The organism is Pseudomonas sp. GD04091 (genome assembly GCF_029836165.1).
Taxonomy (GTDB): domain Bacteria; phylum Pseudomonadota; class Gammaproteobacteria; order Pseudomonadales; family Pseudomonadaceae; genus Aquipseudomonas.
Genome location: NZ_JAOEBG010000031.1, coordinates 1 through 12,258, shown reverse-complemented (window position 1 = coordinate 12,258; position 12,258 = coordinate 1). Strand labels below are relative to the sequence as shown.

Genomic DNA, 12,258 nt, shown 5'->3' with positions numbered 1-12,258 from the left:
TTTTCACATCCGAACGAATGGCGCTGGACGGCAACCTGCCATATCTCCCATGCCGCCGGCGATTGTGATACCATCCGGCAGTTTCCAAGGCCGCTCATTGCAGCGGTCTTCATTGCGCAGATCCATGGCACAACTCATTGATTTGTCGTAAGTCGTCGCACCTCTTTGCGCTGCGGCGGCGAGCTTCGTTCGTCCTTCGAGGGATCAAGCGAAGTTTCACCAGAAAAAGGAATCAGGCTTCTCATGGGCGAACTGGCCAAAGAAATCCTCCCGGTCAATATCGAAGACGAACTGAGACAGTCTTACCTCGACTACGCGATGAGCGTGATTGTCGGGCGAGCGCTGCCCGACGCGCGTGACGGCTTGAAGCCCGTGCATCGCCGCGTGCTGTACGCGATGAGCGAACTGGGCAACGACTGGAACAAGCCGTACAAGAAATCCGCCCGTGTGGTCGGTGACGTGATCGGTAAGTACCACCCGCACGGCGACATCGCCGTGTATGACACCATCGTGCGCATGGCCCAGCCATTCTCGCTGCGCTACCTGCTGGTCGATGGCCAGGGCAACTTCGGTTCGGTGGACGGCGACAACGCCGCGGCCATGCGATACACCGAAGTGCGCATGTCCAAGCTGGCCCACGAGCTGCTGGCCGACCTGCACAAGGAGACCGTCGACTGGGTGCCCAACTACGACGGCACCGAGCAGATTCCGGCGGTCATGCCGACCAAGATCCCCAACCTGCTGGTCAACGGTTCCAGCGGTATCGCCGTGGGCATGGCCACCAACATCCCGCCGCACAACCTCGGCGAAGTGATCGATGGCTGCCTGGCGCTGATCGACAACTCCGACATCACGGTCGATGAGCTGATGCAGTTCATCCCGGGGCCGGACTTCCCCACCGCCGGCCTGATCAACGGTCGCCAGGGTATCATCGAGGCCTATCGCACCGGTCGCGGCCGCATCTATATGCGTGCTCGTTCCGAGATCGAGGACATCGACAAGGTCGGTGGCCGCCAGCAGATCGTCGTCACCGAGCTGCCGTACCAGCTGAACAAGGCGCGTCTGATCGAGAAGATCGCCGAGCTGGTCAAAGAGAAGAAAATCGAGGGTATCACCGAGCTGCGCGACGAGTCCGACAAGGACGGCATGCGCATCGTCATCGAGCTGCGTCGCGGCGAGGTGCCGGAGGTGGTGCTCAACAACCTCTACCAGCAGACCCAGCTGCAGAGCGTGTTCGGCATCAACATCGTCGCCCTGATCGACGGTCGCCCGCGTCTGCTGAACCTCAAGGACCTGCTCGAGGCGTTCGTCCGTCACCGCCGCGAAGTGGTGACCCGACGTACCGTGTTCGAGCTGCGCAAGGCCCGCGAACGCGGCCACATCCTCGAAGGCCAGGCGGTCGCGCTGTCCAACATCGACCCGGTCATCGCCCTGATCAAGGCCTCGCCGACCCCGTCCGAAGCCAAGGAGGCGCTGGTCAGCACGGCCTGGGAATCCAGCGCGGTACAGGTCATGGTCGAGCGCGCCGGTGCCGAGTCCTGCCGTCCGGAAGACCTTCCGGAGCAGTACGGCCTGCGTGATGGCAAGTACTACCTGTCGCCGGAACAGGCCCAGGCGATCCTGGAACTGCGCCTGCACCGTCTGACCGGCCTGGAGCACGAGAAGCTGCTGGCCGAGTACCAGGAAATCCTGGAGCAGATCGGCGAGCTGATCCGTATCCTCAGCAGCGCCGAGCGCCTGATGGAAGTGATCCGCGAAGAGCTCGAGGCGATCCGTGCCGAGTACGGCGATGTCCGCCGCACCGAGATCCTCAACGCCAGCCACGACCTCAACTACGGCGACATGATCCCGGAAGAAGAGCGCGTGGTGACCATCTCCCACGGCGGCTACGCCAAGACCCAGCCATTGTCCGCCTACCAGGCCCAGCGCCGCGGCGGCAAGGGCAAGTCGGCGACCGGCGTCAAGGACGAGGACTACATCGAGCATCTGTTGGTCGCCAACAGCCACGCCACCTTGCTGCTGTTCTCCAGCAAGGGCAAGGTGTACTGGAAGAAGACTTACGAGATTCCCGAGGCCTCCCGCGCCGCTCGCGGTCGTCCGCTGGTCAACCTGCTGCCGCTGGAAGAAGGTGAGCGCATCACCGCCATGCTGCAGATCGACCTGGAGGCGCTGCAGCAGCATGCAGATCCCGAAGAGGAGCTGGAAGACAGCGACGACAGCGTGATCGAAGGCGAGCTGGTGGAAGCCGAAGAGATCGACGAGGAAGACGGCGACACCCCGGAGTGGGCCGCCGAACCGACCGGCGCCTACATCTTCATGGCCACCGCCTCCGGTACCGTGAAGAAGACCCCGCTGGTGCAGTTCGCCCGTCCGCGTTCCAACGGGCTGATCGCCCTGAAGCTCAAGGAAGGTGACACCCTGATCGCCGCCGCCATCACCGACGGCGCCAAGGAAGTCATGATGTTCTCCGACGCCGGCAAGGTGATCCGCTTCGCCGAGAGCGTGGTCCGCGAAATGGGCCGTAACGCCCGTGGCGTGCGCGGCATGAAACTGGGCAAGGGCCAGCAGATCATCTCCATGCTGATCCCCGAGTCCGGCGCGCAGATCCTCACCGCCTCCGAACGTGGCTTCGGCAAGCGCACCCCGCTGTCCAAGTTCCCGCGTCGCGGCCGTGGCGGCCAGGGCGTGATCGCCATGGGCACCAAGGGGCGCAACGGCTTGCTGATCGGCGCCATCCAGGTGCAGGAAGGTGAGGAAATCATGCTGATTTCCGACCAGGGCACCCTGGTGCGCACGCGGGTCGGCGAAGTGTCCAGCCTGGGGCGCAACACCCAGGGTGTGACGCTGATCAAGCTGGCCAGCGACGAGACGCTGGTAGGCCTGGAGCGTGTCCAGGAGCCATCCGAGGAAGAACTCGATGACATCATCGAGACGGACGAGGAGGGCGCCCCGCTCGATGCGGTGGACGAGGACAACGCAGGTGCCGAAGAGGCGCCTCAGGAATAACCGAAGCAACAACCCGAGCGGGGCGACCAAGGTCGCCCCGTTTGACTGATTGGAACAGGCAACGCCGACCCATTGTAGGAGCGGTCTTGCGCCGCAAAAGGGCCGCATCGCGGCCCCAGGATTTCAGCGGCGCTGCATGAGCTGGGGCTGCTGCGCAGCCCTTTCCGGCCGGTCCGACGCCTCGGCAAGGCCACTCCTACAGGGCTCGGCGAGCCCGAGAGTTACGATTTGTTCTATTTGGCAGAGCGAGAGTGGATGTGAGCAAACGAGCCTTTAACTTCTGCGCCGGCCCCGCCGCGCTTCCCGATGCTGTCCTGCAGCGTGCCCAGGCCGAAATGCTGGACTGGCGCGGCAAGGGTCTGTCGGTGATGGAGATGAGCCATCGCAGCGACGACTATGTGGCCATCGCCGAAAAGGCCGAGCAGGATCTGCGTGACCTGCTGTCCGTCCCCTCCAACTACAAGGTGCTGTTCCTGCAGGGCGGCGCCAGCCAGCAGTTCGCCGAGATTCCGCTGAACCTGCTGCCGGAAAACGGCACCGCCGACTACATCGAGACCGGCATCTGGTCGAAGAAGGCCATCGAGGAAGCGCGTCGCTTCGGCAGCGTCAATGTCGCCGCCAGCGCCAAGCCATACGACTACCTGGCCATTCCTGGCCAGAACGAATGGAACCTGACCAAGAGCGCCGCTTACGTTCATTACGCATCCAACGAGACCATTGGCGGCTTGCAGTTCGACTGGGTTCCCGAGACGGGTGACGTCCCGCTGGTGGTCGACATGTCCTCGGACATCCTCTCCCGCCCGATCGACGTGTCGCAGTTCGGCCTGATCTACGCCGGCGCGCAGAAGAACATCGGCCCCAGCGGCCTGGTGGTGGTGATCGTGCGTGAAGACCTGCTGGGGCATGCTCGCAGCAGTTGCCCGACCATGCTCGACTACAAGGTCTCGGCCGACAACGGCTCGATGTACAACACGCCGGCCACCTACTCCTGGTACCTTTCGGGGCTGGTCTTCGAGTGGCTCAAGGAGCAGGGCGGCGTCGAGGCCATGGAGCAGCGCAACCGCGCCAAGAAAGACCGCCTGTACGGTTTCATCGACGGCAGCGAGTTCTACACCAACCCGATCAGCCACAATGCCCGTTCGTGGATGAACGTGCCGTTCCGCCTTGCCGACGAGCGCCTGGACAAGGCCTTCCTGGCCGGTGCCGACGCCCGTGGCCTGTTGAATCTCAAGGGTCACCGCTCGGTCGGCGGCATGCGTGCCTCGATCTACAACGCCCTGGGGCTGGAGGCTGTCGAGGCGCTGGTGCAATACATGAGCGAATTCGAGAAGGAGCACGGTTGATGTCCGATCAGGAACTCAAGGCCCTGCGTGTGCGCATCGACAGCCTCGACGAGAAGATCCTCGAGCTGATCAGCGAGCGCGCCCGTTGTGCTCAGGAAGTGGCCAAGGCCAAGACGGCGTCGCTGGCCGAAGGCGAGGCGCCGGTGTTCTATCGTCCCGAGCGTGAAGCCGCGGTGCTCAAGCGCGTCATGGAGCGCAACAAGGGGCCGCTGGATAACGAAGAGATGGCGCGTTTGTTCCGCGAGATCATGTCTTCCTGCCTGGCGCTCGAAGAGCCGCTGAAGGTCGCCTATCTAGGCCCGGAAGGGACGTTCACCCAGGCGGCGGCCATGAAGCACTTCGGCCATGCCGTGGTCAGCCGCCCGATGGCGGCCATCGACGAGGTGTTTCGCGAAGTGGCGGCCGGCGCCGTCAACTTTGGTGTGGTGCCGGTGGAAAATTCCACCGAGGGCGCGGTCAGCCATACGCTGGACAGCTTCCTCGAGCACGACATGGTCATCTGTGGCGAGGTCGAGCTGCGTATCCACCACCACCTGCTGGTGGGCGAGAACACCAAGACCGACAGCATCACCCGCATCTACTCCCACGCCCAGTCGCTGGCCCAGTGCCGCAAGTGGCTGGACGCCCACTACCCGAACGTCGAACGTGTGGCCGTATCGAGCAACGCCGAGGCGGCCAAGCGGGTCAAGGGTGAGTGGAACTCGGCGGCGATCGCTGGCGACATGGCGGCGAACCTGTATGGTCTGACCCGCCTGGCCGAGAAAATCGAAGACCGTCCGGACAACTCCACGCGCTTCCTCATGATCGGCAGCCAGGAAGTACCGCCGACTGGTGACGACAAGACCTCGATCATTGTCTCCATGAGCAACAAGCCGGGGGCTTTGCATGAACTGCTGGTGCCGTTCCACGAGAACGGTATCGACCTGACCCGCATCGAGACCCGACCGTCGCGCAGCGGCAAATGGACCTACGTGTTCTTCATCGACTTCGTCGGCCATCACCGTGATCCGCTGATCAAGGCGGTGCTGGAGCAGATCAGCCAGGAGGCCGTGGCGCTGAAGGTGCTGGGTTCCTATCCGAAGGCGGTGCTTTGATTTGAGATTGGCGGGGCCGCTTCGCGGCCCATCGCGACACAAGGCCGCTCCCACAGGTATTGTGCAGGCCTTGAAGCTGTACGGGGGCTGTGGGAGCGGCCTTGTGTCGCGATGGGCTGCAACGCAGCCCCAATGGGTCTTGCAGATTGCCTAGATTTCTGAACAGGGTTCGCACTCGTGGTTGATGCTGTAGCAAACAAATCCGCGCCGCTGATCGGCCGCCTCGTCGTGGTCGGTCTCGGCCTGATCGGCGGTTCCTTCGCCAAGGGCCTGCGCGAAAGTGGCCTGTGTCGCGAAGTGGTCGGCGTCGATCTGGATGCCGAATCGCGCAAGCAGGCCGTAGCGCTGGGGGTGGTCGATCGCTGCGAGGCAGACCTCGCCGCCGCCTGCGTCGGCGCCGACGTCATCCAGTTGGCGGTGCCGATCCTGGCCATGGAGAAGGTCCTGGCGCGCCTGGCTCAGCTCGAGCTGGGCGATGCGGTGATCACCGATGTCGGCAGTGCCAAGGGCAATGTGGTGCGTGCCGCCCGCGAGGCGTTCGTCGAGCGCCTGCCGCGCTTCGTGCCGGGGCATCCGATCGCCGGCTCCGAGCAGAGCGGGGTGGAGGCTTCCAATGCCGCCTTGTTCCGCCGGCACAAGGTCATCCTGACGCCATTGGCGCAAACCGACCCTGCCGCGCTCGCCTTGGTAGACCGCCTGTGGCGCGCGCTCGGTGCCGACGTCGAGCACATGCCGGTGGAGCGTCATGACGAAGTCCTGGCCGCCACCAGCCACTTGCCGCACCTGCTGGCCTTCGGCCTGGTCGATTCGCTGGCAAAGCGCAATGAAAACCTGGATATCTTCCGGTACGCTGCGGGAGGCTTCCGCGATTTCACGAGAATCGCCGGCAGCGATCCGATCATGTGGCATGACATCTTCCTCGCCAATCGCGAGGCGGTCCTGCGCACTCTCGATACATTTCGCAGCGACCTCGACGCTTTGCGCGACGCGGTCGATGCAGGGGATGGGCACCAGTTGCTGGGTGTATTCACCCGCGCCCGGGTTGCCCGCGAGCATTTCAGTAAAATCCTGGCCCGCCGGGCCTATGTGGACGCTATGAACGCCAACGATCTGATTTTCCTGGCCCAACCGGGTGGCCGCGTGTCCGGACGGATCCGCGTACCTGGCGACAAATCGATTTCCCACCGTTCGATCATGCTCGGCTCGCTGGCCGAGGGCACCACCGAGGTCGAAGGCTTCCTCGAGGGCGAGGATGCCCTGGCCACGCTGCAGGCCTTCCGCGACATGGGCGTGGTCATCGAGGGCCCGCACCATGGTCGCGTGACCATCCATGGCGTGGGCCTGCACGGCCTCAAGCCGCCGCCCGGGCCGCTGTATGTCGGCAACTCCGGCACCTCGATGCGCCTGTTGTCCGGCCTGTTGGCGGCGCAGCCGTTCGACACCACCATGACCGGAGACGCTTCGCTGTCCAAGCGCCCGATGAACCGCGTGGCCAACCCGTTGCGGGAGATGGGGGCGGTGGTCGAGACGGGCCCTGAGGGCCGTCCACCGCTGACCATCCGTGGTGGGCACAAGCTCAAGGCGCTGAACTACACGCTGCCGATGGCCAGTGCCCAGGTCAAATCCTGCCTGCTGCTGGCCGGTCTGTACGCTGAAGGCACCACCACCGTCACCGAGCCTGCGCCGACCCGTGACCACACCGAGCGCATGCTGCGCGGCTTCGGCTATTCGGTCGACTCGAACGGTCCGGTCGCGTCGCTGCAGTCTGGCGGCAAGCTTGCCGCCACCCGCATCGAAGTGCCGGCTGACATTTCGTCCGCGGCATTCTTCCTGGTGGCCGCGTCCATTGCCGAAGGTTCCGAACTGGTCCTGGAGCACGTCGGCATCAACCCGACCCGTACCGGCGTGATCGACATCCTGCGCCTGATGGGGGGCGACATCACCCTGGAGAACCAGCGTGTCGTGGGTGGCGAGCCGGTGGCGGACCTGCGCGTGCGCGGGGCGAAGCTCAAAGGTATCGAGATCCCCGAGGAGCTGGTGCCGCTGGCCATCGACGAGTTCCCGGTGCTGTTCGTCGCCGCCGCCTGCGCCGAAGGACGCACCGTGCTGCGTGGCGCCGAAGAGTTGCGGGTCAAGGAGTCGGACCGCATCCAGGTCATGGCTGACGGCCTGATCGCCCTGGGCGTGAAGTGCGAGCCGACCCCGGACGGCATCATCATTGACGGTGGCCAGATCGGCGGCGGCGAAGTGCACGGCCATGGCGACCACCGCATCGCGATGGCTTTCAGCATCGCCTCGCTGCGCGCCAGTGCGCCGATCGTGATCCATGACTGCGCCAACGTCGCCACGTCGTTCCCGAACTTCCTGGCGCTGTGCAAGGAAGTCGGCATCCGCGTCGCCGAAGAGGGCAAGTCGTGAATTCGCAAGCACCGGTCATCACCATCGATGGGCCGAGCGGCTCGGGCAAGGGTACCGTGGCGGGCCTGCTGGCCCGCGAGCTGGGCTGGCGCCTGCTCGATTCCGGCGCCCTGTACCGCCTGCTGGCGTTCAACGCCAGCAACCATGGTGTCGATCTGACCAATGAAGAGCTGCTCAAGGCCCTGGCAGCCCATCTGGATGTGCAGTTCATCGCGGCGGAGCCGGGCAAACTGCAGCAGATCATTCTCGAGGGCGAGGACGTCAGCAATGTCATCCGTACGGAGACGGTCGGTGCCGGTGCGTCGATGGTCGCCTCGTTGCCTGCGGTACGTGAAGCGCTGCTGCAACGCCAGCGGGCTTTCCGCGAAGCCCCTGGCCTGATTGCCGATGGTCGGGACATGGGCACCGTGGTATTCCCCGATGCGCCTTTGAAGGTCTTCCTCACTGCCAGCGCCGAGGAGCGTGCCCGCCGTCGCTACATGCAGTTGAAGGGCAAGGGTGAAGATGTTAGTCTGTCAAGTCTGCTAGATGAGATTCGTGCGCGCGACGAGCGTGACACCCAGCGCGCAGTGGCCCCGCTCAAGCCGGCGGCCGATGCCATTCAGCTGGATTCCACGGAGCTGTCCATCGAGCAGGTGCTGCAACGCATCAGAAGCGAGCTCGCCCTGCGCGGGCTCATCTGATGGAGAGAAGAGCAGGCAGGGGCACCAGTCAACGTCCTGCCCGCTTTTCTTTACTTAAACGAAACCCACATTGTCTGGAATGTGGCTATGGGCGTCTGTTTCGCCCGAATCTACAGGAATTAAAATGAGCGAAAGCTTTGCAGAACTCTTTGAAGAAAGCCTGAAAACCCTCAATCTTCAGCCGGGTGCCATCATCACCGGTATCGTTGTCGACATCGACGGCGACTGGGTTACCGTTCACGCTGGCCTGAAGTCCGAGGGCGTCATCCCGCTCGAGCAGTTCATCAACGAAGCTGGCGAGCTGACCATCAAGGTCGGTGACGAAGTTCACGTTGCGCTGGACGCGGTCGAAGACGGCTTTGGCGAAACCAAGCTGTCCCGTGAAAAAGCCAAGCGCGCCGAGTGCTGGATTGTTCTGGAAGCTGCTTTCGCTGCCGAAGAAGTGGTCAAGGGCGTTATCAACGGTAAGGTTAAGGGCGGCTTCACTGTCGACGTTAACGGCATCCGTGCGTTCCTGCCGGGCTCCCTGGTTGATGTCCGCCCAGTGCGCGACACCACCCACCTGGAAGGCAAAGAGCTGGAATTCAAGGTCATCAAGCTGGACCAGAAGCGCAACAACGTTGTCGTTTCCCGTCGCAGCGTCCTGGAAGCCGAAAACAGCGCCGAGCGCGAAGCTCTGCTGGAATCGCTGCAGGAAGGCCAACAGGTCAAAGGTATCGTCAAGAACCTCACCGACTACGGTGCGTTCGTTGACCTGGGCGGCGTCGATGGTCTGCTGCACATCACCGACATGGCCTGGAAGCGTATCAAGCACCCGTCCGAGATCGTCAACGTTGGTGACGAGATCGACGTCAAGGTCCTGAAGTACGACCGTGAGCGCAACCGCGTTTCGCTGGGCCTGAAGCAACTGGGCGAAGACCCGTGGGTTGCCATCAAAGCCCGTTACCCAGAAAGCACTCGCGTCATGGCTCGCGTCACCAACCTGACCGACTACGGCTGCTTCGCTGAGCTGGAAGAAGGCGTTGAAGGCCTGGTGCACGTTTCCGAAATGGACTGGACCAACAAGAACATCCACCCGTCGAAAGTCGTTCAGGTTGGCGACGAAGTGGAAGTCATGGTTCTGGACATCGACGAAGAGCGTCGTCGTATCTCCCTGGGTATCAAGCAGTGCAAATCGAACCCATGGGAAGATTTCTCCGGCCAGTTCAACAAGGGTGACAAGATCACCGGTACCATCAAGTCGATCACCGACTTCGGTATCTTCATCGGTCTGGACGGCGGCATCGACGGCCTGGTTCACCTGTCCGACATCTCCTGGAACGAAGCTGGCGAAGAAGCCGTGCGTCGCTTCAAGAAGGGCGACGAGCTGGAAACCGTCATCCTGTCGGTTGACCCAGAGCGCGAGCGTATCTCCCTGGGCATCAAGCAGCTGGAAGACGATCCGTTCTCCAACTTCGTTGCTGTCAACGACAAGGGCGCTATCGTCAAGGGTATCGTCAAGGAAGTTGACGCCAAGGGCGCTATCGTGACCCTGGCCGACGACATCGAAGCTACTCTGAAGGCTTCCGAAATCAGCCGTGACCGCGTTGAAGACGCCCGTAACGTGCTGAAGGAAGGCGAAGAGATCGAAGCCAAGATCATCAGCGTCGACCGTAAGTCCCGCGTCATCAGCCTGTCCATCAAGTCGAAGGACGATGCTGAAGAGCGCGAAGCCATCCAGAGCCTGAAAAACGCTCCGGAAGCGGCTGCCGACACCACCATGGCTGCGCTGCTGCGCGAAGCAATGGCCAAGCAGAACTGAGTTCTGTTTGATCGGTGAAAAAGGGCGACCCTCGGGTCGCCCTTTTTTGTGTCTGCGATTTCTCGCAGCGGCTAAGAATCCAGTGCCTGTCCCGGTTCCAGGCGCCTTGTCACGGCTTGTGAAAAATTCCTTATCTTGAATTTTTTTGTTTAGTCAAGAACCGCCCTGTTCAAATCAGTCGGAGCGTGCTACAAACTGATTAAGCAATGATCTAGCTGCTTGATAACGAAGGGAAAAATATGACGAAGTCGGAGCTGATCGAACGTATTGTCACCCATCAGGGGCTGCTCTCGTCCAAGGACGTCGAGTTGGCCATCAAGACCATGCTTGAGCAGATGTCGCAGTGCCTGGCGACCGGGGATCGTATCGAGATCCGCGGCTTTGGCAGTTTTTCGCTGCACTACCGCGCGCCGCGGGTAGGGCGCAATCCCAAGACCGGACAGTCGGTCAGCCTCGAGGGCAAGTACGTTCCTCATTTCAAGCCCGGCAAGGAGTTGCGTGATCGGGTCAATGAGGAAGAGCACGTACCCCATTGAGTGAAGGAGCAGTCTGATGCGTAACCTCAAGCGTGCCCTGGCGGTGTTGTTCATGCTGCTGTTGGCAGCGGTGGTGCTGTTTTTCGTACTGGAGAATCAGCAGGGTGTTTCGTTGGTGTTGTTCGGTTGGGTTGCGCCGACCATGCCTGTTGCCGTGTTGGTGTTGGCAGCCTTGATCATTGGCCTGGTAGTGGGGCCGTTGCTGGGCGCCTATCGCCTTGTGCGCGGAAAGCGCAAGCTTCAGGCGGCCATCCGCTAAGCGGGACATTCTAAAAATTGAGGATTTTTCCCACGACAGTTAGGGAACATATGCCTTTGTTTGCTCTGTTAGAGGTGGCGTAATATCGCGCGTCCCATTCAGTAAGCGAAGGATAAGCGCAATGCAGTTCCTTGCGGTGACTCGTCCCGGTGGCGTCCGAGCTGTCATCGGTTCTTGTCGTCAGCGCCATCTCAATATCCTCGCTCTTTTGGAGGCTGGGTTCCTGGGGGCGATCCTCCGTAGCGAGCTGTCGGCCAGGCTCCTGCCGTTAGTGAGGGTGGATGCCTCAGGCTGACCATCAGCTGTACGCCTGATCAACTGGCCAGTTCTCTTGCATTTCTCAATAGGCACAGCGATACGCTGGCGTTTGGGTGGCGGCATGCCGTCCTCGAGCTTCCAGGGCTGGGTTGCGTGATTCGTTTGTGGTGGTCTAGCGGTGTGCTGAGGGTCTTCGGGCCATCGGGCGACCTCACCGATCTATACCTGGCCGTCAGTCGATCGCTGTTGATGGTATGGAACTTGGGGTGGTGCTTCGCGCTCTATCTGCTTCAATAGTAAAGAAGGGGGCTAGTGGCATTGTGATGTTTTTTTGCTACTGCGCTATGCAAGACTTGAACTTGCTTATCGGGAAAGAGGTTCCAGAATATTCGTTTGACGTGATTGGCGCAAAAATTAGAAAAAGGAAAGTGACACATGCGCAGTGATGGTACGAAGGTTTCAAATTTTCCTGACGATTTCGATGTGCTTCTACTGCTTGAAGGTGTCTGGCAAAGGAAGTTTTTGGTTTGCTCTGTTTTTATATTTTTTATGGTGTTGGCTGCGGCGTATTTAATGTGGCGAACCCCTGTTTATGAGGCCAGGGTCTACCTGCAGCCACCTTCGCAGGAAGACATATTTCAACTTAACTACGGCCGAGGTGGTGTCGACGATCTGGAGGTATTCAAGGTCCAAGACGTTTACCAGGTTTATCTTCAGGATTTACAGTCTCAATCCTTGCGTCGTTGGTTTTTTCGAGATCATTACTTGCCTGGGCTGTCAGCGAGTGATCGGCATAAGACACAAGACGAAATCTATTCGAAAATGAGCGAGGACTTGACCTTTAACCTGGCTGTTCAAGA

At 61.4% G+C, this 12,258-nt stretch carries 9 protein-coding genes; all 9 read left to right on the top strand.

The genetic code is table 11. The features are described 5' to 3' along the window. The first annotated feature begins 243 nt into the window (after positions 1 to 243). The gene (gene gyrA, locus N7422_RS25050; protein ID WP_279809032.1) at positions 244 to 3,006 is read left to right on the top strand and encodes a DNA gyrase subunit A; all 2,763 of its coding nucleotides are present in this window, start codon (positions 244 to 246) and stop codon (positions 3,004 to 3,006) included. Positions 3,007 to 3,263: 257 nt separating this feature from the next. Next, positions 3,264 to 4,349 (top strand): 3-phosphoserine/phosphohydroxythreonine transaminase, encoded by a 1,086-nt coding sequence (gene serC / locus N7422_RS25045; protein ID WP_279809031.1) that lies wholly within the window; start codon positions 3,264 to 3,266, stop codon positions 4,347 to 4,349. Continuing rightward, on the top strand, positions 4,349 to 5,443 hold the full coding sequence (gene pheA / locus N7422_RS25040) for a prephenate dehydratase (RefSeq protein ID WP_279809030.1): 1,095 nt from the start codon (positions 4,349 to 4,351) through the stop codon (positions 5,441 to 5,443). The genes serC and pheA overlap by 1 nt, the downstream gene beginning before the upstream one ends. A 177-nt stretch (positions 5,444 to 5,620) precedes the next feature. Continuing rightward, a complete protein-coding gene (locus tag N7422_RS25035) occupies positions 5,621 to 7,861 on the top strand; it encodes a bifunctional prephenate dehydrogenase/3-phosphoshikimate 1-carboxyvinyltransferase (protein ID WP_279809029.1) in 2,241 nt (746 codons plus the stop codon). Beyond that, positions 7,858 to 8,544 (top strand): (d)CMP kinase, encoded by a 687-nt coding sequence (cmk, locus tag N7422_RS25030; RefSeq protein WP_279809028.1) that lies wholly within the window; start codon positions 7,858 to 7,860, stop codon positions 8,542 to 8,544. The genes N7422_RS25035 and cmk overlap by 4 nt, the downstream gene beginning before the upstream one ends. Before the next feature lie 124 nt (positions 8,545 to 8,668). Then, positions 8,669 to 10,345, top strand: a complete 1,677-nt coding sequence (gene rpsA / locus N7422_RS25025) for a 30S ribosomal protein S1 (RefSeq protein ID WP_028690822.1) — start codon at positions 8,669 to 8,671, stop codon at positions 10,343 to 10,345. 239 nt (positions 10,346 to 10,584) lie between these two features. After that, a complete protein-coding gene (ihfB, locus tag N7422_RS25020) occupies positions 10,585 to 10,881 on the top strand; it encodes an integration host factor subunit beta (RefSeq protein WP_279809027.1) in 297 nt (98 codons plus the stop codon). A 16-nt stretch (positions 10,882 to 10,897) separates the two neighbouring features. Further along, positions 10,898 to 11,140 carry a lipopolysaccharide assembly protein LapA domain-containing protein gene (locus N7422_RS25015; protein ID WP_279809026.1) on the top strand — a complete coding sequence of 81 codons (243 nt, stop codon included), beginning with the start codon at positions 10,898 to 10,900 and terminating at the stop codon, positions 11,138 to 11,140. A 693-nt stretch (positions 11,141 to 11,833) separates the two neighbouring features. Beyond that, positions 11,834 to 12,258 (top strand): Wzz/FepE/Etk N-terminal domain-containing protein (locus N7422_RS25010; RefSeq protein WP_279809025.1); only part of this gene is annotated, 425 nt, incomplete at its 3' end.